27 protein-coding genes are annotated in these 25,761 nt (G+C 37.3%); 9 read left to right on the forward strand and 18 right to left on the reverse strand.

What is annotated here, in order from left to right; translation table 11 throughout:
* Nucleotides 1–244 precede the first annotated feature (244 nt).
* The 11 genes from lgt to ACKWB9_RS13095 form a co-directional block, all read right to left on the reverse strand.
* Nucleotides 245–1,075: a prolipoprotein diacylglyceryl transferase gene (gene lgt, locus ACKWB9_RS13045; RefSeq protein WP_414003461.1), complete on the reverse strand. Its 831-nt coding sequence runs from the start codon at nt 1,073–1,075 to the stop codon at nt 245–247.
* Between the two features lie 336 nt (nt 1,076–1,411).
* On the reverse strand, nt 1,412–1,783 hold the full coding sequence (locus ACKWB9_RS13050; protein WP_414003462.1) for a hypothetical protein: 372 nt from the start codon (nt 1,781–1,783) through the stop codon (nt 1,412–1,414).
* A gap of 168 nt (nt 1,784–1,951) precedes the next feature.
* Nucleotides 1,952–2,266 (reverse strand): transposase, encoded by a 315-nt coding sequence (locus ACKWB9_RS13055; protein WP_414003463.1) that lies wholly within the window; start codon nt 2,264–2,266, stop codon nt 1,952–1,954.
* Between the two features lie 186 nt (nt 2,267–2,452).
* A complete protein-coding gene (locus ACKWB9_RS13060; protein ID WP_414003464.1) occupies nt 2,453–4,606 on the reverse strand; it encodes an ATP-dependent helicase in 2,154 nt (717 codons plus the stop codon).
* 67 nt (nt 4,607–4,673) lie between these two features.
* Nucleotides 4,674–5,411: a ribonuclease HI gene (rnhA, locus tag ACKWB9_RS13065; protein WP_414003465.1), complete on the reverse strand. Its 738-nt coding sequence runs from the start codon at nt 5,409–5,411 to the stop codon at nt 4,674–4,676.
* Between the two features lie 174 nt (nt 5,412–5,585).
* The gene (locus ACKWB9_RS13070; protein WP_414003466.1) at nt 5,586–6,347 is read right to left on the reverse strand and encodes a hypothetical protein; all 762 of its coding nucleotides are present in this window, start codon (nt 6,345–6,347) and stop codon (nt 5,586–5,588) included.
* Between the two features lie 70 nt (nt 6,348–6,417).
* Complete coding sequence (locus ACKWB9_RS13075) at nt 6,418–7,413, reverse strand: redoxin domain-containing protein (protein ID WP_414003467.1); 996 nt, start codon at nt 7,411–7,413, stop codon at nt 6,418–6,420.
* Between the two features lie 346 nt (nt 7,414–7,759).
* Entirely contained in the window at nt 7,760–8,197 is a 438-nt protein-coding gene (locus ACKWB9_RS13080) for a GNAT family N-acetyltransferase (RefSeq protein WP_414003468.1), read from the reverse strand.
* 143 nt (nt 8,198–8,340) lie between these two features.
* Nucleotides 8,341–8,976: a hypothetical protein gene (locus ACKWB9_RS13085; RefSeq protein ID WP_414003469.1), complete on the reverse strand. Its 636-nt coding sequence runs from the start codon at nt 8,974–8,976 to the stop codon at nt 8,341–8,343.
* 142 nt (nt 8,977–9,118) lie between these two features.
* Complete coding sequence (locus ACKWB9_RS13090) at nt 9,119–9,775, reverse strand: hypothetical protein (RefSeq protein ID WP_414003470.1); 657 nt, start codon at nt 9,773–9,775, stop codon at nt 9,119–9,121.
* A 348-nt stretch (nt 9,776–10,123) separates the two neighbouring features.
* Entirely contained in the window at nt 10,124–11,698 is a 1,575-nt protein-coding gene (locus tag ACKWB9_RS13095; protein ID WP_414003471.1) for a PorP/SprF family type IX secretion system membrane protein, read from the reverse strand.
* 83 nt (nt 11,699–11,781) lie between these two features.
* On the opposite strand from ACKWB9_RS13095, the gene ACKWB9_RS13100 reads away from it, so the two are divergent.
* Nucleotides 11,782–12,324, forward strand: a complete 543-nt coding sequence (locus ACKWB9_RS13100) for a phosphoglycerate mutase family protein (protein WP_414003472.1) — start codon at nt 11,782–11,784, stop codon at nt 12,322–12,324.
* On the opposite strand, the gene ACKWB9_RS13105 is transcribed toward ACKWB9_RS13100, so the two are convergent.
* A complete protein-coding gene (locus ACKWB9_RS13105; protein WP_414003473.1) occupies nt 12,302–13,093 on the reverse strand; it encodes a DUF6503 family protein in 792 nt (263 codons plus the stop codon). The genes ACKWB9_RS13100 and ACKWB9_RS13105 overlap by 23 nt on opposite strands.
* 99 nt (nt 13,094–13,192) lie before the next feature.
* Between ACKWB9_RS13105 and smpB the strand changes: the two genes are divergently transcribed.
* Nucleotides 13,193–13,654, forward strand: a complete 462-nt coding sequence (smpB, locus tag ACKWB9_RS13110) for an SsrA-binding protein SmpB (protein WP_414003474.1) — start codon at nt 13,193–13,195, stop codon at nt 13,652–13,654.
* A gap of 7 nt (nt 13,655–13,661) precedes the next feature.
* Here the strand turns inward: smpB and ACKWB9_RS13115 are convergent, their stop codons facing one another.
* Nucleotides 13,662–14,303, reverse strand: coding sequence for a protein-L-isoaspartate(D-aspartate) O-methyltransferase (locus ACKWB9_RS13115; protein ID WP_414003475.1), 642 nt, complete (start codon nt 14,301–14,303; stop codon nt 13,662–13,664).
* Between the two features lie 135 nt (nt 14,304–14,438).
* On the opposite strand from ACKWB9_RS13115, the gene ACKWB9_RS13120 reads away from it, so the two are divergent.
* From ACKWB9_RS13120 to ACKWB9_RS13150, 7 genes are all read left to right on the forward strand, one after another.
* Nucleotides 14,439–15,428 carry a Gfo/Idh/MocA family protein gene (locus ACKWB9_RS13120; protein ID WP_414003476.1) on the forward strand — a complete coding sequence of 330 codons (990 nt, stop codon included), beginning with the start codon at nt 14,439–14,441 and terminating at the stop codon, nt 15,426–15,428.
* A 69-nt stretch (nt 15,429–15,497) separates the two neighbouring features.
* The gene (locus tag ACKWB9_RS13125; protein ID WP_414003477.1) at nt 15,498–16,388 is read left to right on the forward strand and encodes a 3-hydroxybutyryl-CoA dehydrogenase; all 891 of its coding nucleotides are present in this window, start codon (nt 15,498–15,500) and stop codon (nt 16,386–16,388) included.
* 25 nt (nt 16,389–16,413) lie between these two features.
* Complete coding sequence (locus ACKWB9_RS13130) at nt 16,414–17,067, forward strand: YggS family pyridoxal phosphate-dependent enzyme (protein WP_414003558.1); 654 nt, start codon at nt 16,414–16,416, stop codon at nt 17,065–17,067.
* A gap of 51 nt (nt 17,068–17,118) precedes the next feature.
* On the forward strand, nt 17,119–18,492 hold the full coding sequence (locus ACKWB9_RS13135) for an exonuclease domain-containing protein (protein ID WP_414003559.1): 1,374 nt from the start codon (nt 17,119–17,121) through the stop codon (nt 18,490–18,492).
* A 68-nt stretch (nt 18,493–18,560) separates the two neighbouring features.
* The gene (locus tag ACKWB9_RS13140; RefSeq protein ID WP_414003560.1) at nt 18,561–19,352 is read left to right on the forward strand and encodes an ion transporter; all 792 of its coding nucleotides are present in this window, start codon (nt 18,561–18,563) and stop codon (nt 19,350–19,352) included.
* Nucleotides 19,345–20,265: a tRNA (adenosine(37)-N6)-dimethylallyltransferase MiaA gene (gene miaA, locus ACKWB9_RS13145; protein WP_414003478.1), complete on the forward strand. Its 921-nt coding sequence runs from the start codon at nt 19,345–19,347 to the stop codon at nt 20,263–20,265. The genes ACKWB9_RS13140 and miaA overlap by 8 nt, the downstream gene beginning before the upstream one ends.
* Nucleotides 20,266–20,268: 3 nt before the next feature.
* Complete coding sequence (locus tag ACKWB9_RS13150; RefSeq protein ID WP_414003479.1) at nt 20,269–20,751, forward strand: gluconokinase; 483 nt, start codon at nt 20,269–20,271, stop codon at nt 20,749–20,751.
* A 52-nt stretch (nt 20,752–20,803) separates the two neighbouring features.
* Here ACKWB9_RS13150 and ACKWB9_RS13155 read toward each other — a convergent pair whose 3' ends face one another.
* From ACKWB9_RS13155 to ACKWB9_RS13175, 5 genes are all read right to left on the reverse strand, one after another.
* Entirely contained in the window at nt 20,804–21,520 is a 717-nt protein-coding gene (locus ACKWB9_RS13155; protein ID WP_414003480.1) for a response regulator transcription factor, read from the reverse strand.
* Between the two features lie 5 nt (nt 21,521–21,525).
* Complete coding sequence (locus ACKWB9_RS13160; RefSeq protein ID WP_414003481.1) at nt 21,526–23,106, reverse strand: sensor histidine kinase; 1,581 nt, start codon at nt 23,104–23,106, stop codon at nt 21,526–21,528.
* A gap of 82 nt (nt 23,107–23,188) precedes the next feature.
* On the reverse strand, nt 23,189–23,770 hold the full coding sequence (gene coaE / locus ACKWB9_RS13165) for a dephospho-CoA kinase (RefSeq protein ID WP_414003482.1): 582 nt from the start codon (nt 23,768–23,770) through the stop codon (nt 23,189–23,191).
* Nucleotides 23,767–24,729, reverse strand: a complete 963-nt coding sequence (locus ACKWB9_RS13170) for a CdaR family protein (RefSeq protein WP_414003483.1) — start codon at nt 24,727–24,729, stop codon at nt 23,767–23,769. Before ACKWB9_RS13170 ends, coaE begins: the two co-directional genes overlap by 4 nt.
* Nucleotides 24,726–25,742, reverse strand: coding sequence for a glycosyltransferase family 2 protein (locus tag ACKWB9_RS13175; RefSeq protein WP_414003484.1), 1,017 nt, complete (start codon nt 25,740–25,742; stop codon nt 24,726–24,728). Before ACKWB9_RS13175 ends, ACKWB9_RS13170 begins: the two co-directional genes overlap by 4 nt.
* Between the last annotated feature and the right edge of the window lie 19 nt (nt 25,743–25,761).

Raw genomic sequence — 25,761 nt, forward strand, 5'->3', positions numbered from 1 at the left:
TTTCCGCCGTCATTTCATTTGTACTAACACGAGCTTCATTTTTAGCAAGCAGTTCTAAAATCCGTTGTAATATTTTATTTGTTTCTTTTGATTCGCTCATTTTCACAAATTGTAGCTAACGGTCTCGTATAACCGTCAGTTACGGGTTTTAAGTTATGGTTTTTCGGTTTGGCCTGACTTTAGCAATTCCGCGTGGATTCGGACGTAGTCGTCCCGATAGCTATCGAGGACGCCGTAATTGTGGTTATACATTGTTGTACACAGGGATTTTTTTCATAAATATTAAAATCAGTCCGATAATTATAAAAGGAATACTCAATATTTGCCCCATATTTATCGTCATTCCGTTTTCAAATCCGACTTGGTTTTCTTTAAAAAACTCAATTATAAATCTCGCTAAAAAGATTAATACTAAGCATATTCCAAAAATTAGCCCATTATGCTTTTTGTTAGAAGTTTTTTTGTAAGTGTACATTAAAATTCCAAATATCAAAAGATAAGAAAATGCTTCGTAAAGTTGGGTTGGATGTCTTGGGATTAAGTCATCTCTTTGAAAAATAATTCCCCAATTTCCATTTGTCGGTTTTCCATAAATTTCAGAGTTCATAAAGTTTCCAAATCTTATAAAAGCTCCAACTATTGGTGCAACTATCGCAATTCTGTCCATTAGCCACCAAAAATTTGTTTTGTATTTTTTGCAATAAATTCCAAGTGCAATTAAAACTCCGATTGTTCCTCCGTGACTTGCTAGTCCTTGAAATCCGATAAATTTATAAGAGGTACCAATTTTTTTAATTGGTAGTAGAATTTCAATTGGATTTTGAAAATAATAAGCAGGTTCATAAAAGAAACAATGTCCTAATCTTGCTCCTAAAAGTATTCCAATAATGACATAAATAAATAGTTTGTCTAACCTCTCAACTGGAATGTTTTCTGTGGTATAAATTCTTTTTTCAACCTGAAAAGCTATTAGAATTCCAGTCATAAATAGTAATCCATAATATTTTAGAGGAAAAGAGTCTGTAATCCAATAAATTACTGGGTCGAGATTCCAATTTATAATTCCATCATTCATTCGCTATTGTAGTTTTTTCGCATGTCTCGTCCTGAAATATGGCTACAGGTTAAAAAATGATTTACGCTGTTTTTAAATATACCACATTTGGTGTTTTATAGTTATAGTCTAAAGATAAATGTAATCTTATTTCATTATATAAATTAATTGCATTTTTTGTAGCTCTTTTTGCGTGTGCCTTGTCAATAAAGGTTTAATCTATCTTATTTCTTTCAAGGATCTGTGTGTATTGATTGCTACAATACTGTATGCCCCTGTCCGAACGATGAATAAGCTTTTTGACATCTTTGGATTGATATAGTGCTTTGTTAAGCACTCTAACACATCCTTTAAGTTCTAAGCTATCACTACGACCTTTCTAGAATACATGTCCGTAACAAGGGCGAGATAACAAAACCCTTTTACAGTTCTAATATAGGCAGTATCAGATACCCAAACTTGATTGGGCATGGTTACCTCTACATCTTTAATGATGTTTTTATACTTATGGGACCTGTGTAACGAATTGGTTGTTCTGGAGCTGTATTTCTTTCTAAGGGTAGGCATATTGTGTTTTCTAAGGACATTGAACAATGTATCTCTACCGACTTTAAGGCTGGCTTTGTTAAACTCGTCATGCAATGATTTTTTGAGTTTGCGCACGCCTTCCCTAGGAAGGGATCTGCGTCTTTTTCCAACTATGTTTAGAATCTGTTGTTCTAACTCCAAGCGTTTGTCCGCTCCATCCCTATACTTGTAGAATGCATCACGTTCGAGTCCAAAACAATGGGTTATAGTTGTTAAAGAAGCAAATCCCTTGGCTTTGTCCTTGGCTTTTATTAAGGCTGGATATTTAGCTTTTTTTTTAGTTCGGTAACAGATTTATAACCTAACCGTTCAGCGGCTACTTCCAGAGTAGGAGTCCAATACTAGTGCATCTAAATCCTTTTTTAAAAGGGGTTTTTTAAGTTGTTCGATTTCCTTTTGAAGTTCTTTGATACGTGTTGTTTCGTCTTTGGTTTCCACTTTAATTCTGGTGTTCATTAGGTCTTTGCGGTTATACTTCCTGATCCATTCGTTAATGGTGGTAGGAGCAACACCATAAAGTTTACCGAGTTGATACTTGTTAAGTCTGCCTGTGGTAAGTTCGTCCAGAATTTTCAGTTTAAAAGGTTCTGAATACCGTCTGATCATTTTGTCGTTTTTGTACATAATGTTTAAAATTATGTAGCCTTTATTCAGGACGGGGCACTATTGAAGATAACGGTTATGTATATGGAAAGTAGCAGTGTAAAAATGCACTTACTTTCGGTTAAATAGAGACCTTTTTTATATTTATATACTTTGGTTTTAGCGATTAAACCGCTATTATTTTTATACAATGTTAGCTGCTGGTTTTTATTCAACTATTTTTTGTTCTTCTCCGCAATATGGACAAAATGCAAAACCTTCACCTAATCTGCTGCTACAATGCGAGCATAAAGTTATTTCCTCAATTACTGATTTAAAAGGAATACTTGTTTTGAAAGTAAAATTGTCTGGAATTTCCTTTATAAAACTCGATTCATTTCCCTTTTCCGTAATTAGGAATAATTCATCTTTTGCTCTTGTAATTGCAACATAAAATAGTCGTCTTTCCTCTTCAAGTAATAAATCGTGATTTGATTTTTTAATTACTTGATATATTCTGTCTTCCATCCAAATGTCTGGAAATCCACCATTTCCCTCTGTTAGTCCGATTATGAATACTGCTTTTGCTTCAAGTCCTTTTGAAGCGTGAATTGTTTTACCTGAAACCCATACTCGCTCTTGTTTGAATCTTTCAAAATATGGACTATACATTTTACTTCTTCGATAAAGAAATAAAATATCTTCTTTTGTATAGCCTTTGTCTTTTAGTTGATTAACTTGGTCAAGCACGTACTCAAGGTTTTCAGCTTGATTTTTACCTGCATAAACGTGAATTTTACTACTTGACTTTTTATTTGAACGAACATCTTTATCTACCTTGAATTTGTTGTGCTTGATTACTTCATTACTTGCACCAACAATATGTTCGGTACTCCTGTAGTTCATACTCAATTTTATGGTTTCGGATTCTTTAAAATGCTCTTTGAAGTTGACTATGTAATCTACATTTGAACCTCTGAAACCATAAATACTTTGCCAATCGTCTCCCACGCAGAAAAGTTGATTGTTATTTGTAAGCAGAAGTTTTATTAACTCAACTTGCAAGTTATTCACATCTTGGAATTCATCTACAAGAATGTACTCATATTTTCCTCTAAACTTGTCCGCTATTTCTCCGTGATTTTTGAATAACGAAATAGTTCGTGTAATCATATCATTAAAGTCTAAATATGATTTATTGGTGCAATACGATTGATATTGCTTGATAATTGGAATTGCAAGTTTATAAAAGTCTCTTACTCTTTCATGTTGGTCTTTTTGTGATTGTTCTAAAACCTTTTTGAGTGGTAAGTTTTCCACTTTGACCATATCAATCACTCGCATTGTTTGACGCAGAAAGTCCTTAACTTCTTTATGATAAGATTTGAATTCTTCTTCAAATGATAAAGCAATTGAAAAATGATAGTTTGAAGGAAGTCTATTTTTTACAATGCGCTCTAATGCTAAATTAAATATAGCAGTATCCTTTGTTTGATGCTCAAAAGTTTTAACAAGTAATTTATTTGCTTTATTAAATTGTTGCTCTTTCCCCTTTGTTGGGTAGCTTTTTTGACTTACGTGTTCTAAATATAAATTAGCCTCTGGAATGTAGAAATCTGGGCGAAAATCAAAATTCCTAAAGTTTACATTAGGTTCATATTCAAATTTAATGCTATGTCGATAAAGCCAATCAGCTATATACTGTTCAGATTTAGACCGAACTTTTGTTCCGTTTAATGTTGTAAAGAATTTCCCGTCTTTTGGTAAAGAAATACGTTTATTCTTCTCGATGTGGATTTTGTCAATCATATAATCCAATATGTATCTTTTCAAATCGAGCAGATATTCATTGGCTTCGCAATTTTCGATTAAGATTTTATGATTAACCTCAAAAGCAGTTTCAGTTGCCGAGTATTTTGCAAATTCATCATCTTTTGCTTTAGTGTCTCCAATTATTTTGAACTTGTTGTCAAACTCATTTACACCAAAATTTCTGATTATGCTATAACACAAACTGTGAAACGTCCGTAATGTTAAGTTGTCAATCCATTTATGTTTTTTAGTGAAAAAATAGCGTTCTGTGTCTTTCTCTTTGGTTGTTCGGTTTTTATCAGCAAGAATTTCAGCATATTCTTCCGTGTCGTCCGCTGAAATGATTAATCTATCAAGCATTTCATTAGCGGCATTTTTAGTAAATGTGATTGCTAAAATATTACTTGGATTTACACCTTTTTCTTCAATGAGATAAATTAATTTTTGAAGTAGTGTTTTAGTTTTTCCAGAACCTGCTCCTGCAAGAACAAGAAGTCTTTTACATTCGGAAACTACTGCTTGTCTTTGTTTATCATTCAGTCCGTTTAAATCAGTTTTGGTTGTCTGCATGGTATATTTTAGTCCTTGGTCTGCTGGAATTTCGTTCTAATTGAGCTATTGCTTACAAGTATTGAATTTATTTAAATAGTTTGTTTCGGTCAATGATTTCTCTTTTTCCGTCTTCGGTCATATACATTGTTTTGCAAGACGGACAATAAAGATAATATTCAAAATAGTATGTTTGATTTGATTTAGTCTTTTTCTTTTTAGGTATTTTCTTTATTACTTGCTCTCCACATTTTCGACATTCATCTCCAACGTTTTCTATTTTAACTTTGCTTTGTTTGCTAAACGTTTTGTTCGTAGGCAAACTTTGGTCATTGTCGATTCCTTTAGGTTTATACCCAACATCCTCAATGAGTTCATTTGAGTTTATTCCTTTATTTGCAAGAGCGTCACAGCATTCATTTTCCAAATGTCCTGAATGTCCTTTAACCCAATTAAATTCAACATTATGTTCAGCTATTGCATTTAATAGTCTGTTCCATAAATCACTATTAATTGCTGGGTTATTCTTTTTTCTTTTCCAGCCGTTTTTTTTCCATTTTTCTGCCCAACCTTTTGTTATTCCATCAATCACATATTTTGAATCTGTAAATACTTGAACATTAGATTTTGTTTTTAATCGCTCAAGTCCAAAAATTACTCCCATCAATTCCATTCGGTTATTGGTAGTCAATTCATAACCTTGAAAAAATTCCTTTCCTTTTCCTTTATATGACAAAATCACTCCGAAACCACCTTTACCGGGATTTGGTTCAGCTCCTCCGTCAGAAAAGAGTTTAATATCCGGGATTTCAGTCCATTCTTTCATTGGTTGTTTAACTTGCAGCTAACGGACTCGTATAACCGTCAGTTGTGTGTTTTAAGCTACTGTTTTTCAGTTTAGAACTGACTTTAGCAATTCCGTGTGGATTCGGACGTAGTCGTCCCGATAGCTATCGAGGACGCCGTAATTGCGGTTATACATTGTTGGCAACTGGCCTTTTTACTTTTTAATTTCAAATGGTAGATTATCTGAATTATCCGTTAGATAATTGCTTATAAATAGCCTTAAACTTTTGTCTTTTTCCATCATTTTATAAAGATTGTTTTTAGCTGATTCCAATAGAATAGAATTGCTTAAACTATCAGGGTTTTTTATTATATCTGAAAAATAAATTCTCGCATTAGATATAAATTTAGGTCGCTCATTTTTTTTCTTTTCAAAGGCGCTAATTATTGCTTCGTATGTCAACGCCTCTAACAAAGAAATATCTTTGATAGCATTTAAATCTTGAAATTCGTTTCCTCCTCCGCAAATTTTTAATCGAAATTCATTTCTTGAATTTACTACCACCACAAAAAACCTAGAAGCTACTTTAATGATTTCATCCACTGAATAACTTTCATGCTCTTGATTTTCAAGAGCTAATTTTGAAAAGTTTGAAAGGAATTGTTTTTCATTAATTTGTTTTAGGAATATTTTTTTAATAGCTATAGTGTCTGGATATAACTGTTTAAGACTATCGGTATTTAGTTCCAATTTATTGAGTAAGAAATAACCAAATCTTGGTTTGTGACCATTGATAAATGTTCCAATACTATCATTGGAGTTTTTAATTTGTGATTGTATACGACTCAAAATTTTATTATCATTTTTATCCTTAAAATAAACTAGCTCGATATAATTATCGGGATTTATTTGATTCTTTGTATTGCAACTAATTAAGGAAAAAATAAATAGTACTAAAGTGATTTTTTTGGTCATTGAATTAAACGATTTATAGCTTTTAAGTAGAGCTGTATTACTGTTAAATGATTTGAGAAAAGATTACTGATTAGTTTTGTTCAAGTATTTCAATTAATTTATGGTTTAACTTTTCTCCTCTTAAATCTCTGGCAATTATCGTTCCGTTTTTGGAAATTAGAAAATTATCAGGAATTCCTTTAATCCCATAAATTAATGAAGCTTCATTTGATTGTCCTTTTAAGTCACTAACGTGAAGCCAATTTAAACCATCTTTTTCAATGGCACTAATCCAACTTTTCTTATCCTCGTCTAAAGAAACTGCAAAAATTTCAAATCCTTTAGGGTTGAATTTTTCATAGGTTTTTACAAGATTCGGATTTTCTTTTCGACAAGGACCACACCACGATGACCAAAACTCAAGAAGAACAGTTTTTCCTTTAATTTCAGATAATTTTCGGGAATTCCCATTTTGGTCTGCCATTTCGAAGTCCGCAAATTGTTCTCCTATTTTTGGTTCTTTATTTAATTCGATGTATCTAGCAATTTTTTGCCCGTATTTAGAGTTTTTATTTTGTTCTGAAAATTGTTGAAAAAGTTCATTCGTTTTCTTTTTCCCAAAAGTTGTGGAATATACTGCTAGCATTGATGCACTTACAATGCTATTAGGATTGTTCTTAACAAACTCCATTTCCATTTTTAGTCGCTTTTCTCTTGGCAAAGTGTCAGCAACTCTATATAAATCTTGACTTAAATTCTCTGATTCAGAACCTGTTACATTTGCAGTTAAAAAATCTCCATTCGATGCATCAAATGTCATGGAACTTTCCTCCAACCATAGAAATCTATATGCGAAATTGTCTTTCGTTCGTAGAACTGCTTGGATAGGTGAGTAAGACAATTTAGTTTTAAAATGGAATGTGTTATTTTCAATTATGGTAGAATCTCTGAACTCATCATTTACTAAATAAATAACCATTCCGTTTTCAACGTCCTTTGTTTTTCCATTTAGTGAAAATTCCGTTTTTGGATGTTCTTTACAGGAAAATATCAATAATGTTAAAATTCCAAAAGTTAATTTCTTCATCAATTATTTGTCTTGCTTGTTGCCAACGGTTGAGCTATGAACAGTACGGGAGCAAACTAGCGTTTGTTTTTCGCCACGCACATAGCGAAATCTTTTTGTTTTTTTGTGTTAAAGCGAAATCCAAAAGATTTTGCGATCTTCATAAAAACACACAAACCATTCGGCAAAGACCTGAGAACGTATTGTTTATAGCGGTCTCGTATAACCGTCAGTTACGGGTTTTAAGCTACTGTTTTTCAGTTTAGAACTGACTTTAGCAATTCCGTGTGGATTCGGACGTAGTAGTCCCGATAGCTATCGAGGACGCCGTAATTGTGGTTATACATTGTTAGCAACTGGCTTTTGTTTATTCTGTTAACTGTTTTGAAAAATATATTCGTCTATGTCCTTTTGGAAAACCTTTCATTTCTCCAATTGGTTTATATCCGTTCTTCAAATAAAATTTCTCTGCTTGGAAATCAAATGTATCAAGCATTGAAATTTCCGCTCCTTTTTCAATAGCTATTTTTTCAGCGTGTTTTAAAATTTTAGTTCCAATTCCTTTTTTTCGGTATTCTTCTTTTACCCAAAGAATTTTAATTTCGAGACCATTCCAATATCCAAGTCCAGCTAATATTCCACCAATTTCGGTTCCGTTTTCGTCTTTAGCGACAAATTCTAAGCGAGTCCAAATATCAGCAATTGCAGGAACTTTGCTCAAATTATATTCGTTAATTCCGTCAACGATTTTCTTTATATTTTCCTTTTCACAATGTTCAATTGTAAATTCAGTTTTGATTTCCATCTGAGTGATTCAGCTTGTTACTAACGGTCTGGGCTATGATTTCGTTGCGGAATCATCCGCAGGATTATTCCGCTTAGAAATCGGCAGTTGATTTATACTCTCATTTTGGTTTGGCACAAAGTCACAATGAATTATAGCCATTGTTAGCTACTTTTAATTTCTATAATTGCGGCAATAACATCATCAGAAAATCTACGCCAATATTTATCACCAATTGTCTTAAAGCCCTTAATTCCTTTTAATGTTCTGCTTAATCCAGTTGCTGTATTGGCTACATAAGCGTATTCAGAAATGTCTTTGAGTGACCTTGATGAATAATGAACTTTCGCATCTTCAATATGTCTTTCCTCATAGAAAACTGAAACTTCAGGTTGAATATAGAACTGAATTTCAGATTTAGACAACATCTCTTTATCACCAGTAAATTTTCGATTTTTAGTCTTGTATACTCCTTCACTTACTGTTTCTCCCATAGTATCCCAATTCCAATTTGTATGTTCGATTGGATTTATTTTGGTTATTCGTCCATTACATGGTGCTTTAATGTTGGCTTTTAGTTGACGATTATTATATGAGATGGAACGTACATTAAATTTGCCAATAATGGTTCCTTCTTTAACTTGTTCACCAACTTTCACAGTCCAAGTCAAGAAAGACTCACCATCTGGGATGTTTGCCATCTTAATCAATTCTGTGTGTAGTTCACTTGGTATGGCAGGAATTCCTACTTCCACTTTCTGAAAAGTATGTTCGTAAATGTCGTTTGATATTAGTTCCATATTGTTTTTTTAATTGTAGCTAACGGTCTCGGCTATGATTTCGTTGTGGAATCATCCGCAGGATTATTCCGCCGAAATCCAGCCGTTTGATTTATACTTTTACTTTGGTGTGGCACAAAACCACAATGAATTATAGCCATTGTTAGCGCCAGTATTTTCTATTCTTATTTAAGAATCCAAGAACCTCATTAGATATAGCACTTGTCAAATTATTTGTCACGCAATTAATAGTTCCAGATTCACAAGCGAATGTAAATCCTGGATTTTGGTCGTCAGCGTTCAATTTTTCATCAAGGACTATTTCGTCAAATTTTAGGTTGTATAATTGATATCTTATTTCTCCACTCATTCCATTCTCATTCTTTGAAAATTCAACTTTTGGAATATTCACAACCCAATTCATATTATGTTTTTCCGCAATCTTTTTCAATTCCGATTTTGTTGAATTATTCGCCTCATGAGCTGGATAAACCATATGGTTTTCGTGGTATTCAAAAAGTTTGTAACTGAAGTAGAAATTTAGTCCGAATGTAATTTGAGAGCCTAAGTCCATTTTTTCCATAAATAGGATTTCCTTTTCGGATTTCAATTCAAAATTTTCTCCGTTACTTTCCCTTACTCTCTGCTTGTGTTCTTCTGTCAGTTTCTGTTCGCGCTCATACATTTTTGCGATTGAGTCAAGTCCTTTGTCTGTAACCGTTTCTTGAGGACTTAATACAACTATAGATGGCACTCTATTTTCTTGGGAAAAACAGGTCAAAGAGTAAATCAGCGATATTGTCAGTAGTAGTTTTTTCATATTAGCGCCAACGGTCTCATATAACCGAGTTACGGGTTAAATTAGCATTTATTTTCGGTTAAGCACCAACGTTAGCAATTCCGAGTGCCTGCCTACGGTATGCAGGGGTTTGGGCATAGTCGTATCGATAGTTATCGAGGATGTCGTAATTATATTTAGCACCTATGTGAAAATTGTCAGAATTCAATTGGTTTAGGTATCGACAAGAAAACAAAGCCAAAAATATTGTTCCAATTATTATCAGTTTTTTCATTTTTTCAAAGTACTCACAACAATTGTATATAGTAGTTACCGGTAACTACATTTCTTTTTTAGAAATACTAATAACCTAAACGGATTCTACATCTACTACTCTCCTACCACCCTAAATATCCAGGTCTTACCAAAGTATGTTCTGTTAAACTTGGAATCCCTTGCCTTCCTAGCGGCACTGATGGAGTCATACCTCCTTAAATACACATAATTGTAGCGATTGCGTTCCCTATAAAACGATTTTGGGTTTAAGCCTTTCTTCTTCAGGTCGGCCATAAAAGCCTCAAAATATCTTTTGGTTCCAAATACATTAGCGATTAGATAATACCCCGGTTCCAATGTTCCTTCTTTGATCACCTCCTCATATTTTTCACCGGCCTGTACCTTTACTACTTCCTTTTTCCGGGCCAAGCGTTCCTGTTCCGTTTTTTCCTTGGCTGCTTCTTTCTTCAATGCTACAGTGGCTATGGAATCCCGTATGCGTCTTTGTTCCAACATCTTGGCGGTCAGTGCTTTTTCCCTTTGCGCCTTATTAATGGAATCCGTTCTGCGTTTTATGTCCCGTTTGGATATTTTTAAGGCAATATCCTTAGCTTTATCGGCTTGTTCAATAGAATCCTTTAAGCGTTTGGTATGTTCTTTGGCAAGACGCTCCTTTTGCCTAGCTTCTCTTTTAGCGGTTAATTTCTCCGATTTTTCCTGTGCTTTCTTAAGTTTTTCCTCTTTTTTTATTTCCTCGGCAATCAATTCTTCCTCCCTGTCGTAAGGATTCTTATCCAGATTTCCGAACTTATAGGAAGTCACCAACTCAAAGGACGGGTCTTGGCCATCAAGGTCGGGACCTGTACCAAATTCAACCAGGGCGCCTAAGGAAAATCGCTTAAAAAACCTTCCGCCCACACCTCCGGAAATACCATAAAAACTATTATATCCCGCCTGGGCCCAAAACCTACTCGTGGACAATAGACCCGTAAACCCTATTTGGGTATCCAATCCCGGAATAGATTTAAAATAAAGTGCCGGGCGAAATACAGAATGATCATCGGGGCCCATGATCAACGGTATATCATAACTGGCCAATCCAAAAATTATCCTATCGGAAGCACTGGAATTACGCTCGTTGGTATTAAAATTATAATCGAACAGGTTTTCCGATGTAAAACCTATGCTAAATTGATCTATTTTAAGATTGATACCCGGGGCCAAATGTACGATAAAATCATTGGGAGGGGTAGTCTGTATGGGATTGGGTCTAAAAAAACGATCATCTGCCAGTTTTTGCTGGTATCCAAAGAGGTTCAATCCAACCCCTAAGGTAATTTTTGGACTAAATTCAATAGCATAGGCATAATTAAGGGTCCCCCCCGTATTCAAAAAAATCCCCGTATTGTGCTGAAAAAAACCCAGACCTGCAACAGACGATCGGTTGATCCGTGCCGTATAGTTCAAAAAAAGAGAAGTGGGATCTGCATCGTAGACCTGCCATTGCCACCTTGACCAAAACGCAATGGAGGATGGCTTGTTGCGATCTAGGGCATATGCGGGATTTAATATACTGGAATTATATTCCGTGAGGTTATGTTGCCTAAAATCGCTTGGTAATGCAACATCTTGCGCCCTAAGGCCAAAAACCGTAAAAACAACAAGAAATGCCCCACAAAAATTTTTCATATGCAAAAAAACGAAAAATAGGTAATTTATCGTTCTATTTTCAGTTAATTTTAGTTTTACAACAAATCATATACATTGTAACAATGAAATATTTAAAATATATTGCCCTAAGCATGCTGTTTATTACGTTGTCCTGCAAGGATGAAAAGCCCATAGCACATCAAGAGCAACAAACTAACATCTCCACTTTCTATCTGATCAGACATGCCGAAAAAGACAGAAACGATACAGAAAATACAGATCCGGAACTCAACCAAAAAGGCCTGGGAAGAGCCATGCACTGGGCAGAAATATTAAACGATGTGGATCTGGACGTTATTTATTCCACGGATTATAACAGGACCTCCATGACCGCGGCACCAACATCTGTAAAGAAAAATATAGATGTACGGTATTATGACCCGAGAACTATGAATGTTGAGCAATTTAAGGCGGATAACCTAAATAAGAAAGTACTCATTGTAGGCCACGGCAATACCATTCCGGCACTTGTAAACCAATTTTTGGGGGAAGAAAAATACGGACAGATAGATGACCATGAAAATGGCACACTATTCATAGTTCAAATCGTAAACGGCACTGCTACGGACAGCAAACTTACCTTTAATTGTAATTGCCCGGATTAACGTTGATATGTTCCAATTTGATTTCCGAAAGCAACTCCAACTTATCCAATTGGTACAGACTATCTATTTGATAAATGGGGACTTCTAAATAATCGGATTTAAAATTTTTGTAATCCACAAACCTGATACCACCTACCGTTCTTTCATTGTAGGCCTCCCTAAAACGTTGACCGCCACCGTTTACATGAAATTTATAGGCCAAAAAATCCGGTGAAAAGGTTTTTGTATTGAACCAATAAATATAAGTATCGTCATAATCGTCCCCGCCACCATCTTGATCAAAAGTAATTTCTATTTTGTAATAGGTATTGGGGCCAATTTTGGTCTTCCCCAATAATCTTTTGTTCACGGCCCGATCGTTGAGTCCATAAGGCAAATAGGCAAAGTAATGGACAGAGTTTACAGCGTTGGCATAAGCGTTGGCCATAGTATCCGCTATAATGACCGGACTGTCGTTCACAAACCGTTGAAACCCTTTTGGGGATTTAACATCAAGAATATTTACCGTGTCATTTCTGGTATGGCGCTTTAGTATTTTTTGTTTTCCAATAGCCTTGGAACTGTAATGTCTTCCTCTAAAATCAAAGGAAATATCGTTTTTGACATACAAGGTTCCGCCACTTGCTTCAATACTTTTATCTATTATTTCCTGGGCCGTAAGCGAAGTCTTTATTTCTTCACAAGAGAACAGGAAGGTAACAAAAACAAAAATCCAGCATTTGTCCATCATCGGTTTTTTAGCCAATTGAAAAAGTTTAAACAAGTTCATTCTTAAATATTCGATTTTCTTTACAAATGAACGCTTTTAATTCCTGAACCTTTTTTAAATCTATCTTAAATTCTTTAATAGTCCTTATTTTTGCAAGGCATGCAGAACAATATCAATATAAAGAATAAGAAAGCCCGTTTTGAATATGAACTTTTAGACAAGTTCACCGCCGGTATCGTGTTGGCGGGGACGGAGATAAAATCCCTTAGAAATGGACGTGCATCCATCTCGGAAAGTTTTTGTGAGTTCAATGACAAAGGCGAACTTTTCGTTATAAATATGCAGATCGATGAATATTCGCACGCCTCCCATTTCAACCATAGGCCCAAAGCTGAAAGAAAACTCCTTTTGAACAAAAGGGAATTGAGAAAACTCGCCAAGGAGGTAAAGGTTTCCGGGCTTACCATTGTGCCATTACACCTCTTTATCAATGAAAGGGGGCTTGCTAAAATAAACATTGCACTGGCAAAGGGGAAAAAACTCTATGACAAGCGAGAAACCATAAGGGATAGGGACAACAAAAGGAATCTGGACAGAATAAAAAAGAATTTCAATAATTAGGACAAGCCTAGTTCTTGTCCTCCAACAAAGGTACAAACCTAAAGGATCCGTATTCCGTTTTTTCAAACTCCTTGTCGGAAGTTCGTTGGTATAAGGTCATGATCTGCTCTTTAAAACCTACGGGTATCACCAATCTCCCCCCTATTTTAAGTTGCGATAGTAGCGCTTTAGGGACTTCCGGAGCTCCGGCAGTAACAATGATCCTATCAAAAGGTGCCGCTTCGGGAAGTCCTTTATAACCATCCCCAAAAATTACTTTTTTAGGCCTATAGCCCATCTTTTTAAAAAAGAGATTGGTCTTCTTAAAAAGCTCCAATTGTCTTTCTATGGTATATACCTTGGCCTTACATTTTAATAACACCGCTGTTTGATATCCGCTCCCCGTACCAATTTCCAAAACGGTCATACGAGGCGTCAATTCCAAAAGTTCGGTTTGAAAAGCAACGGTATAGGGCTGGGAAATGGTCTGGTCCGCAGCTATGGGAAAAGCCTTGTCCAGATACGCATGCCCTTCAAAACCGCTATCCATAAATAAATGCCTGGGCACATCCCTGATCGCCTCCAAAACGGCCGTATCCTTTATGCCTTTATCAATTAATATCTGCGCCAATTGGTTGCGCATGCCCCTATGTTTAAAGGTATCTTTCAATGGAAATTCGGTTTAATCCCCAAAGTTAACAAAGTTCCCCTTAGAACTAAACCATCTTGAATTTAAAATCCCGAAGTTTTGAAAAGTCCGTCGGCTAACTTGAGAAGTATGCTTATTTTTGAAAAAAAGAAATATATGCTCAAAGTAGGAGTTTTAGGTGCGGGACATTTAGGAAAAATTCACCTTCGCTTGCTCAACGAATCCAATAAGTATGAACTCATAGGTTTTTATGATGCCGACGATATTAACGGGAAGAAAGTATCCGAAGAATTTGGATATACCTATTTTGAAAATATGAACCATTTGATAGATGCCGTGGATGTAGTGGATATTGTTACCCCTACCCTTTCCCATTACAAGTGCGCAAAAAAAGCAATGGAGCAGGGGAAACATATTTTCATTGAAAAACCCATTACCAATACCCTGGAGGAAGCCCAACATTTATTGGAACTGGAAAAGGAGTTTGACGTGAAAGGGCAGGTAGGCCATGTGGAACGTTTTAATCCTGCCTTTGCTGCGGTCAAAAATACCATTCAAAACCCTATGTTCATTGAAACGCACCGGTTGGCGGAATTTAACCCCCGTGGAACAGATGTACCCGTTGTCCTGGATTTGATGATACACGATATCGATGCTATTTTAAGTGTTGTGGATTCGGAGGTCAAGCAAATCAATGCCAGTGGTGTCTCGGTAATCAGTCAATCTCCCGATATTGCCAATGCCCGATTGGAATTTGATAATGGATGTGTGGCCAACCTTACGGCCAGCAGGATTTCATTAAAGAACATGCGCAAATCCCGATTTTTTCAGAAAGATGCCTATATCTCCGTAGATTTTCTGGAGAAGAAAGTGGAGGTCGTAAAAATGAAGGAAGCCCCGGCAACACCTGGAGAATTTGATATGATACTGCAAAATGCGGAAGGTGAAAAAAAACAAATCTATTTTGAAAACCCCGGCATAGCTACCAATAATGCCATTTTAGATGAACTGGAATCTTTTGCCGATGCCATAAATACCGATACGGTCCCCGTAGTGAGCCTTAAACAAGGCACCCAGGCCCTGGCGGTGGCCCTTCAAATAATCGCATCGTTCAGTACCAAAAAAATATCTAGTGAAATGCAATGAACATATCCATATAAATTCCAGTCGGAATCTATAAATTATGCCGAGAGGTTAAACGACTAAATGAAACAGATGAAAAATATAGCGGTAATCGGTGCAGGAACCATGGGCAATGGAATAGCCCACGTATTTGCACAAAGTGGTTTTAAAGTGAACTTGATCGACGTTTCAAAGGAAGCATTGGAGCAAGGTTTGCTTACGATTTCAAGAAATTTGGATCGTATGATCGCCAAAGAACGTATTACGGATACGGACAAATCCGAAACTTTAGGGAATATTACATCCCATACGGATACAAGGACCGGGGTTGAAAATTCGGACCTGGTAGTAGAGGCCGCAACCGAGAACATCGATCTTAAATTAAGGATATTCCAAAATCTGGATACATTTTGTAAACCGAACACTATTTTGGCTACCAACACTTCCTCCATTTCCATTACCCAAATAGCTGCGGTTACCAAAAGGCCGGGGAAAGTCATCGGGATGCATTTTATGAATCCCGTGCCCATCATGAAACTGGTCGAGATCATCCGGGGATATAGCACCACGGACGAAACAACCAGGGCAATTATGGATCTATCCGTAAAATTGGGCAAAACACCTACCGAAGTCAACGATTATCCGGGATTTGTTGCCAATCGTATTCTAATGCCCATGATCAATGAGGCCATAGAGACACTACATCACGGTGTGGCCGGTGTAGCGGAAATAGATACCGTTATGAAACTAGGGATGGCGCATCCCATGGGGCCGTTACAATTGGCGGATTTTATTGGGTTGGATGTCTGCCTTTCCATTTTGCAAGTAATGTACGATGGATTTAAAAATCAAAAATACGCCCCCTCCCCTCTTTTGGTGAATATGGTAACGGCAGGTAAATTGGGGGTGAAATCCGGGGAAGGCTTTTACGATTATTCGGAAAGTAGAAAAGCGGGGAAAGTAGCGATACGGTTCACCAAATAAGTTTCTTTATCAGAATTACCAAATGATGTCCATCCAAAAAAATCTAAATTCCATAAAGAATGCAGTGCCGGAACATGTTACATTGGTAGCCGTTTCCAAAACCAAACCCTTGAACGACCTTCAAGAGGCCTATGATGCGGGGCAACGTATTTTTGGAGAGAACAAAATCCAGGAAATGACCCAAAAGTGGCAGAAAATGCCAAAGGACATCCAATGGCATATGATCGGTCATGTACAGCGGAACAAAGTAAAATATATGGCGGAATACGTTTCCCTGATCCACGGTGTGGATAGTTTTAAACTGTTAAGGGAAATAAACAAGCAAGCCAAAAAATATGATCGTACCATTTCCTGTTTGTTACAAGTACATATCGCCGAAGAAGACAGTAAGTTTGGGTTCAATGAAGCCGAATTGTTGGAACTGGTAGGGCAAGGGGAATTTACCCTATTGGAAAATATACATATTAAAGGGTTAATGGGCATGGCCACGTTTACGGATGATATGGTACAGGTACGAAGGGAATTTAACGGCCTTAAAAGAAGCTTTGATATACTTAAAAAGTCGCTCCCGGAAATAAACACGCTATCCATGGGAATGAGCGGGGATTATAAAATAGCCATACAGGAAGGAAGCACCATGGTCCGTATAGGAAGTAGTATCTTTGGTGTTCGCAATTAAAAATTAGGTATGCAGGCCCCTCTTGTGCCTGCAAACCATGGAAAAGCATACATGTACGCAATATTGGATATTGAAACTACCGGGGGAAAATTCAATGAGGAAGGCATTACGGAAATTGCAATACACAAATTTGACGGTCACGATATCGTAGATACCTTTATAAGCCTTGTCAACCCTGAAAAGGAAATTCAGCCCTTTGTTGTCAACCTAACGGGAATCAACAATAAAATGCTTCGCACCGCCCCAAAATTTCACGAGGTGGCCAAGAGAATCGTGGAAATTACCCAGGACACCGTTATTGTTGCACATAATGCCCAATTCGACTATCGTATCCTACGAACGGAATTTAGGCGGTTGGGTTACAACTTTGAACGCAAGACACTATGTACGGTAGATCTATCCAAATTATTACTCCCAGATGCGGAATCCTATAGCCTTGGCAAATTGGTAAGGTCATTGGGAATACCGGTCAGTGACAGGCATAGGGCCAATGGGGATGCCCTGGCCACTTTAAAATTGTTCAAACTGTTATTGGCAAAAGACTCCGAAAAAAAAATAATCAAAAAGGTCATAAGAAGAGAAGCGCACGGCGAACTTTCCGAAAAACAGTTGGACATTGTGCAAAGTATGCCCAATGAAACGGGGGTTTTTTACCTGCATAATAAGGATGGTGAAATTATCTACCTGAGCAAAAGCACGGACATTAAAAAAAAGGTCAACCAATTATTCACCAAAAATGGCAACAGTGCCCGAAAATTGGTCAAGGATACCAAAAAAGCAACGTATGAGAAGACAGGAAGCGAACTGGTTGCACTGTTAAAAGAACATCAAGAACTATTAAAAAACAGGCCGAAATATAACCAGGTCCCGCGCAAAAAAATGTTTTCCCATACTTTATGTCAACAAAAAAACGATTCGGGCTATTGGGAGTTTAAAGCAGTATCGTTACGGGACTGTACGACCAAGTGGGGCCGTTTCAATGGGGAGTTTAGCGCAAAGAACCATCTTTTTAAGGTTACCCGGGAGTTTTCGCTCTGTGACAAACTCAATGGTATTAGCGAGGCCAAAAAAAACTGCTCCCAATACGAAGAAGGAGCGTGCCATGGTGCCTGCATCGCCCGGGAAGATACAGCGTTGTACAACCAGAGGGCAACCGAAGCGTTATCCAAATACAGTTTGCTCAATAAGAACGTAATATTGGTGGATAAAGGTCGGGAAATTGGGGAGCATAGTGCAATTCTTATTAAAAATGGTTCTTTGGTAGGAATAGGATATTACGATCTTAACCATCAAATAAATAATATTCATATCTTAGAAAGCCTGATCACACCAATGAACGGTACCGAAAATGCTAACTTTATCATTGAATCTTTTTTGAGAAAGAAACGAAGAATCAAGAGTATACCGATCAACGATTTAAATTGAAAAAAGAACGACCAAAGGCCAACTGGAAAGGTAAACTTCATGAAATCATTTATGAGGCGGACACCCCCATGGGCAAATGGTTCGATCTGGTACTGATCCTGCTTATCATCATTAGTGTACTGCTAGTTATGATGGAGAGCATTAAAGAGATCGATGTTAAATATCACAAGGTATTGTTGGCCTTGGAATGGGTCATCACCATATTTTTTACCATAGAATACATTGCACGGATCATTGCCATCAAAAAACCGTTCAAGTATATTTTTAGTTTTTACGGGATCGTAGATTTTATTTCGACCATTCCGCTTTACCTGTCCTATATTTTTGCCGGTTCCCAGGTATTGCTCGCTTTTAGGGTCTTTAGAATGCTTCGAATCTTTAGGATCTTAAAATTGGTCCAATTCATTGGTGAAGCTTCCCAGCTAAAAAAAGCGCTAAAGGCAAGTAGAACAAAAATTGCCGTATTCATCTATGTGGTACTCATCCTTTCCGTAATCATGGGAACGGTCATGTATCTAATCGAAGGTGACGAATCCGGATTTACCAGTATTCCCAGAAGTATTTATTGGACCATTGTAACATTGACCACAGTGGGATACGGAGATATTGCCCCGCAGACAAATTTGGGCCAGTTTATCGCTACGGTAATTATGATCATGGGATATGGAATTATCGCAGTCCCTACCGGAATCGTAACCGTGGAGTTTTCAAAACAACCAAAAGGGAATGGTAAAATTGCCAAGGTCAATGATAAATTCGATGTCCATCTAAATACCCAGTCCTGCCCCTATTGTTCAAAGGAAGGACATAGGGACGATGCCAGTCACTGTTACAATTGCGGGAATATCTTAAATGAATAATATATTAATATCGGTAATAGGGCCCACGGCAATCGGAAAGACCAAACTGGCCATTTTATTCGCACAGCATTTTGGGACCGAAATCCTGTCGGCAGACTCTCGGCAGTTCTATCGGGAAATGGACATTGGGACCGCAGTGCCCTCAAAAGAAGAACGGAATGAGGCCCAACATCACTTCATACAGCACAAAAGTATCAAGGATGTTTATTCTGTAGGGGAATTTGAAAGAGATGCCATCCGAAAATTAACGGAAGTATTTAAAAAACAACCTTTGGCCATAATGGTAGGTGGTAGCGGGCTTTATGTGGACGCCGTTACCCAGGGTCTGGATAAATTTCCAAAGGTGGATGCCCATATCAGGTCGAATTTGAATGAACTGTTCGAAAAAAAGGGAATTTCGGCACTTCAAACCAAATTAAAAAAATTGGATCCCGATTATTTTGACAAAGCGGATGTTCACAATCCGCATCGCCTAATTCGGGCCCTGGAAATTTGTATCGGCACAGGAAAACCCTATTCCAGTTTTTTGGACAAACCCAAACCCAAACGGGAATTCAAGGTTTTATCCGTTGGCCTACGGGCGGAGCGGGGGGAGCTTTATGAAAGAATCAATAAAAGAGTGGATATAATGATTGCGGAAGGGCTTTTGGAAGAGGCAAACCGACTTTTTCCATACCGTACCTACAATGCGTTACAAACTGTAGGTTACAGGGAGCTTTTTGAGTATTTTGATGGAAAGTGGGAATTGGATTTTGCCGTCTCCGAGATAAAAAAGAATACCAGACGATTTGCGAAAAGGCAGATTACCTGGTTTAAACGAAACAAAGATACACTTTGGTTGGACAATAATTATGATAAAGGGGAAGCCCTACAGCTGATCGAAAGCGAATTAAACAGATTAAAGAATGAATAGGCCATGGTCATCTATGTCATAGGGGTCTCCGGAAGTGGCAAATCTACCGTTGGAAAATTATTGGCCAAGGCATTGGATTACCCTTTTTTTGATGGTGATGATTTTCACCCTGAAGCCAACTTACAAAAAATGATCCAAGGGCATGCGTTAAACGATACCGATAGAAAACCCTGGTTGGAAAAATTAAACCAATTGGCCATAGAACATAGGGGAAAAGGCACTGTTGTAGCTTGTTCTGCTTTAAAACAGTCCTATAGGGACATTCTGGGAACTAATTTAGGTGACAGATACGAATTTGTATTCCTAAAAGGAAGTGTGGAAGAAATACAGATTCGCCTGAACCAACGTCAAGATCATTTTATGCCACCGTCATTGCTTTATTCCCAGTTTGAAGCCTTGGAACCACCCCTGAACGCCATTACCGTTTCCATTTCTAAAATACCCGGGGAAATTGTAGCCGATATTTTGCAAAAACTAAGAAACTAAAAAAGCACCCGTTATGAACGGATGCTTTCAAGATGCGTTTATAAAAAATCCTTTATTCTTCCTCTTCTGTTTTAACCACTAAACGGAAACCTTCGCCATGAATATTCAATATCTCTACCATATCGTCACGTTTTAGGTATTTCCTCAACTTGGCGATATAAACATCCATACTTCTAGATGTAAAGTAATTATCGTCCCTCCATATTTTTGTCAAGGCCAATTCCCTGGGCATCAAATCATTTTCGTGCAATGCCAAAAGACGTAACAATTCATTTTCCTTTGGAGAAAGTTTAATGGCCTCTTCATCTTTATATTTTAAGAACCTTAGTTTGGAATTCAAGCTAAACCCTCCTATAACAAATTCAAACTTTTTGCTATCCGCCAAACTGTTAGATGCTTTTCTTTGAAGTATAGCTTTAAGTTTCATCAACAATACTTCAGAATCAAAAGGTTTGTTCAAATAGTCATCCGCACCTGCTTTGTATCCCTTTAATACATCTTCTTTCATAGTTTTGGCGGTAAGAAATACTATGGGAACATTTTCGTTCTTTTCACGAATCTCCTTGGCCAGGGTAAAGCCGTCCTTATACGGCATCATAACATCCAAAATGCAAATGTCATAATTGTCCTTTTTAAACTTCTCAAAACCTTCCATTCCGTTTTTGGCCAAGGTAACATCAAAATCGTTCATGGATAGATAATCCTTCAATACGATACCAAAATTAGGATCGTCCTCTACTAAAAGTATTTTCTTGTTTATTGTTTCCATAATTGTTATATTAAAGGTAGTTTAATGTAAAAAGTGCTGCCTTTGCCTTTTTCACTTTCCGCATATACTTCACCCTGGTGATCGTCTACTATTTTTTTTACATAGGCCAATCCCAATCCATGACCTTTTACATTGTGTATGTCTCCCGTGTGTTCCCTATAAAATTTCTCAAAAACACGCTTGAGTACCGTTTTGCTCATTCCCGCACCTTGGTCTTTTATCTTGATGATGATGAAATTTTTAGCCTTTTCCGTATAAACATCAAGTTTTGGCGCTTCGGGCGAATACTTTATCCCGTTATCCAAAATATTCACGATAACGTTCGTAAAGTGCATTTCATTTGCCAAAATCTCCGAGCGTTCCGCATCTAAATGTGTTTCTACATACCCCCCGCGATCCGCTACTATCAACTTCACATGTGCGATCGCATCCTTTATAATGTCGTGCGCATCCACTCTATCCTTACTAATATCCAATTGGTTTTTTTCCAATTTGGAAATCCTGAGAACGTTCTCCACCTGTGCATGCATTCGTTTGTTTTCATCCCTTATCATCTTCAAATAACGGGCAACCTTTTCTTGGTCGGATATTATTTTTGGGTTCTTGATCGCCTCCACCGCCAAATTAATGGTTGCAATAGGCGTTTTGAACTCATGCGTCATATTATTGATAAAGTCGGTTTTAATTTCCGAAATCTGCTTTTGTTTTATCAATTGATATATCGCTCCCGAATATGCTACAACAATGATCAAAGTAAACAAGAGCGATAAGAGTGCCATTCCTAAAATAGACTGTACCAAAAATCGTTTCTTCTTGGGAAAGGATACCAACAGATCAAAACTGGAACCTCCTTCAATATCCGTAAACATGGGGGACTTATAGATATTGTCCTTGGCATATTTAAATTTTTTCGACTTTACCTTTGTTGGAAGCTCATTGCTATATATACCGTATTCAAAATTGATACCCACGCCCCTATTCTCCAACTCCCGCACTAAAAGGAGTTCTATTTCCTGTTTGGATACCCGCTTATGAATGGGTACCCGTTTGGCATAGGTTCCGAACATATCTTCCATGGCCGCTTTTTCCATAGCCGAGAGACCCCCAATTTTTTCTACCCGTTGAATGGGATCCAAGCGATATCGCTTTCCATCCAAATCGAAATCCTCTTTAAAGATCGATGTAGTCCGCTTACTTGTAAACTTTTTTATAGTGGTGGCCTCATTGCCCTCACCATTATCAAAGAACGTTGATGAAATACCGTAATCCTCCTCTAAAATACCATGCTCGTAGAGCAATATCTCATTGGAATTGATATCCCTATCAATAAAAAAGAAGTTCGTAAACTGTTTTCCTTTTAGTTCCCCAACGCTATCCTTCACATGCAGATAACGGTCAAAATAATTTTTGGTCTCACGTTCCTCAATTTTGCGTGTAACGCTATTAAGAGCTTCTGTAACTATATTTGAAAACTGTTCTTCTTTGTCCTCAACGGATTTTTTGATCCAAAAACTTTGAACAAAAATAAGTCCGATAAGCGAAAGGCTCATCAGAATAACTAAGAGCACAAATAACCTCTTGTTCATTATATGTTAAAATTAAATATTTAACAGGAACGAAATAGTACGTTTAACCTAACCTTAACAAAAATGTTAAAATCCGCTAACCCTAGCAAAATTCAAGCAGAACGTCGTTCAACTTCGCTATTTTCAACTTTGTATCGGCCAATTCAATATTCTCTATTCTAAAGTCCGAAAAACTGATTTTTCCGAAATCGTCCATCTGATTTTTTAAACGTGCAAGCACTTCCGATCTCGTGGTTTTATCTCGATTCAGAATTCTTTTTATCCGTATTTCCTTTGGTGCCGTGACCAGAACGATTTTGTCATAAAACCCACGCATCCCATTTTCAAAAAGTAAGGCCGTTTCCTGTATTACATAGGGATGATCCTGTTCTTCCACCCATTTCAAAAAATCTTCCCGAACGGCAGGGTGTACGATTCCATTTAGTTTTTTAAGTAACTCCTTATCCCTAAAGATTCTTTGGGCAATATATTCCCTTTCTAGATTTTCACCGGAATAAGCACCTTCTCCCAATAATTCGATGATGGCTTTTTTTATTTTTTCGGAAGAGACCATTAAACGTTTGGCTTCCGAGTCGGAATCATAAACGGGAACACCCAAATTTTTAAAAAACCGGCCAACGGTAGATTTGCCACTTCCCATACCCCCTGTTAAACCAACGATCATTCTTCCCGTCTTAATATGAATTCTATCTCATTGTCCAAAAGATAGGCATTACTGATGGTTTTAGGGTATTCCTGCAGTGCCAAAGGCAGTTTATTTTCCGGGTTCCCTACAACTTTCATGTAATCGGCCGTTATGGTGAAGTTCCTAGGATCCAACAATTTTAAATCGGCTATCTTACCCTGGCACAAAACTTCCACCACATCGGGAAAGGTCCTGACCTTAACACCGTCCGGCAAATTTACCATAGTAACGGGAACCTTAATGACCTTTTCCGAAAATCGAAAAATTTGCCCTGTAACGATTACGTTATCTGGACTGAATATAGTCGTTTTTAAACCTTTTGGCCTGATCAGGTTTACTCGTTGGGAAAAATCGGAATTCAATACACCCAATTCAATAGGAGCTGTCCGCACCTCCTGTATCGTATCTATTTCGGTACGTGCTCCCCTTATTTCAATAGTCGCCGGTTCAATGGATATTTCTTCTTCCAGGGCATAATTGTTCTCTAAAGTGAAATGCACTCCGGACACTACCGGAACCGTTTTGGAAACAACTTTTATAAGGTTTAAAAAAATGGTATCCCTTTCCAACTCCAATAAGGTCATTGAATAGGATAGTTGACGCTCTATCTGTTTTTTGTAAACTTCCGGTGCTATATAAAAAACGGTGTCCTTTAGACTCATTTTAGAGATATCTATTTTCACCTTCTTTTTTCTAATGGTAAACCCTAAAAACTGAAACCCGACAGCTTTTAATTTAACATGTACCGAAGCTTTGGGCGTATCGGAAAGCTGAAACGCCTTGGGTATGTTCACATATTCCAAATCAAAGACGGCATTCCCTATAATGGGGCGAGACAAATTATTAATGAACCAGGCCAACGCCGAAAACAGTAGAAAAACAAGAAATATCTTGACTTTTCGTTTCCCAAGACCGGTTTTGATTCGTTCTAAAATCACATCTTGTCATTTACACCGAAAAACAACTTTGGAAAGAGCTTTTCTGGTTTTTGTTTACTAAAAGTAACGTAAATAACAGACTTCAAAAAACCAAATCCATAACCGATAAATTGAACACAGGTAGCAAAAATTGCCATAAAAGCTATACTCGGACTTTTATTTTTATAGAATGCATCTAAAAACAACAGTACAAAATATAACCCGTATAGGCCCAGGGGAATCCATATATTCCAGGCCAATGCGATCAGGGACACTACAAATCCCAAACAAAATAATGTTGGGAACCAATAGGTTAGTTTTGCCGTTTCCGGATGCCAGCTGTTCAATATGGGCCGGACCATTCCAAACTTATTGACTTGAATGAAAAATTTATTCCAATCGATCCGTCTTTTGTGGTATACAAAAGCTTGGGGTATCAATTTAGTCTCATACCCCCCATTCCAGATACGAATGGTCAAATCCGGATCTTCGCCCGGGTGAATATTACCGTAACCACCTATTTTTTCAAAGGCCTCTTTTGAAATGCCCATGTTAAAACTCCGTGGTTGAAATTTATTCACCGAGTCTTTTCGTCCCCGTATTCCTCCCGTAGTCCAAAAAGAGGTCATGGCATAATTAATGGCCTTTTGTACCCGGGTAAAAGATGTATGGGCAGCATCGGGCCCGCCATAGCAATGTACAAAATATTCTTGGAGACTTTTTTCGGTTTCCATTAGATATTGGGGCGGCAATATACAATCGGAATCCAGTACGATAAAGTAGTCCCCCTTGGCCCTGCGCATTCCATAATTTCTGGAGTCACCGGGTCCCGAGTTCGCTTTCTTGTAATAGGAAATATTTAATTGCCGGGAAAACTCACCGACAATTTCTTCAGAAGAAAGTGTTGAACCATCCTCAACAATAACAACCTCATACGGTTTTTTATACGTCTGCTCCAACAAGCTGCCCAAAAGTTCCTTTATCTCGTGAGGCCTGTTGTAAACGGGTATAATAAAGGAAAACGATAAATCCATGAACAGCGTGCTGTTTAAA

It is taken from the genome of Maribacter spongiae (genome assembly GCF_047345125.1).
In the GTDB taxonomy this organism is placed as follows: Bacteria; Bacteroidota; Bacteroidia; order Flavobacteriales; family Flavobacteriaceae; genus Maribacter.

Bases quoted from the DNA above. Each gene is read 5' to 3' on its own strand.
- lgt (WP_414003461.1), bottom strand. From the start codon at position 1,075: ATGAATGATGGAATTATAAATTGGAATCTCGACCCAGTAATTTATTGG.
- ACKWB9_RS13055 (WP_414003463.1), bottom strand. From the start codon at position 2,266: ATGTACAAAAACGACAAAATGATCAGACGGTATTCAGAACCTTTTAAA.
- ACKWB9_RS13060 (WP_414003464.1), bottom strand. From the start codon at position 4,606: ATGCAGACAACCAAAACTGATTTAAACGGACTGAATGATAAACAAAGA.
- rnhA (WP_414003465.1), bottom strand. From the start codon at position 5,411: ATGAAAGAATGGACTGAAATCCCGGATATTAAACTCTTTTCTGACGGA.
- ACKWB9_RS13070 (WP_414003466.1), bottom strand. From the start codon at position 6,347: ATGACCAAAAAAATCACTTTAGTACTATTTATTTTTTCCTTAATTAGT.
- ACKWB9_RS13075 (WP_414003467.1), bottom strand. From the start codon at position 7,413: ATGAAGAAATTAACTTTTGGAATTTTAACATTATTGATATTTTCCTGT.
- ACKWB9_RS13080 (WP_414003468.1), bottom strand. From the start codon at position 8,197: ATGGAAATCAAAACTGAATTTACAATTGAACATTGTGAAAAGGAAAAT.
- ACKWB9_RS13085 (WP_414003469.1), bottom strand. From the start codon at position 8,976: ATGGAACTAATATCAAACGACATTTACGAACATACTTTTCAGAAAGTG.
- ACKWB9_RS13090 (WP_414003470.1), bottom strand. From the start codon at position 9,775: ATGAAAAAACTACTACTGACAATATCGCTGATTTACTCTTTGACCTGT.
- ACKWB9_RS13095 (WP_414003471.1), bottom strand. From the start codon at position 11,698: ATGAAAAATTTTTGTGGGGCATTTCTTGTTGTTTTTACGGTTTTTGGC.
- ACKWB9_RS13100 (WP_414003472.1), top strand. From the start codon at position 11,782: ATGAAATATTTAAAATATATTGCCCTAAGCATGCTGTTTATTACGTTG.
- ACKWB9_RS13105 (WP_414003473.1), bottom strand. From the start codon at position 13,093: ATGAACTTGTTTAAACTTTTTCAATTGGCTAAAAAACCGATGATGGAC.
- smpB (WP_414003474.1), top strand. From the start codon at position 13,193: ATGCAGAACAATATCAATATAAAGAATAAGAAAGCCCGTTTTGAATAT.
- ACKWB9_RS13120 (WP_414003476.1), top strand. From the start codon at position 14,439: ATGCTCAAAGTAGGAGTTTTAGGTGCGGGACATTTAGGAAAAATTCAC.
- ACKWB9_RS13125 (WP_414003477.1), top strand. From the start codon at position 15,498: ATGAAAAATATAGCGGTAATCGGTGCAGGAACCATGGGCAATGGAATA.
- ACKWB9_RS13130 (WP_414003558.1), top strand. From the start codon at position 16,414: ATGTCCATCCAAAAAAATCTAAATTCCATAAAGAATGCAGTGCCGGAA.
- ACKWB9_RS13135 (WP_414003559.1), top strand. From the start codon at position 17,119: ATGTACGCAATATTGGATATTGAAACTACCGGGGGAAAATTCAATGAG.
- ACKWB9_RS13140 (WP_414003560.1), top strand. From the start codon at position 18,561: ATGGGCAAATGGTTCGATCTGGTACTGATCCTGCTTATCATCATTAGT.
- miaA (WP_414003478.1), top strand. From the start codon at position 19,345: ATGAATAATATATTAATATCGGTAATAGGGCCCACGGCAATCGGAAAG.
- ACKWB9_RS13150 (WP_414003479.1), top strand. From the start codon at position 20,269: ATGGTCATCTATGTCATAGGGGTCTCCGGAAGTGGCAAATCTACCGTT.
- ACKWB9_RS13155 (WP_414003480.1), bottom strand. From the start codon at position 21,520: ATGGAAACAATAAACAAGAAAATACTTTTAGTAGAGGACGATCCTAAT.
- ACKWB9_RS13160 (WP_414003481.1), bottom strand. From the start codon at position 23,106: ATGAACAAGAGGTTATTTGTGCTCTTAGTTATTCTGATGAGCCTTTCG.
- coaE (WP_414003482.1), bottom strand. From the start codon at position 23,770: ATGATCGTTGGTTTAACAGGGGGTATGGGAAGTGGCAAATCTACCGTT.
- ACKWB9_RS13175 (WP_414003484.1), bottom strand. From the start codon at position 25,742: ATGGATTTATCGTTTTCCTTTATTATACCCGTTTACAACAGGCCTCAC.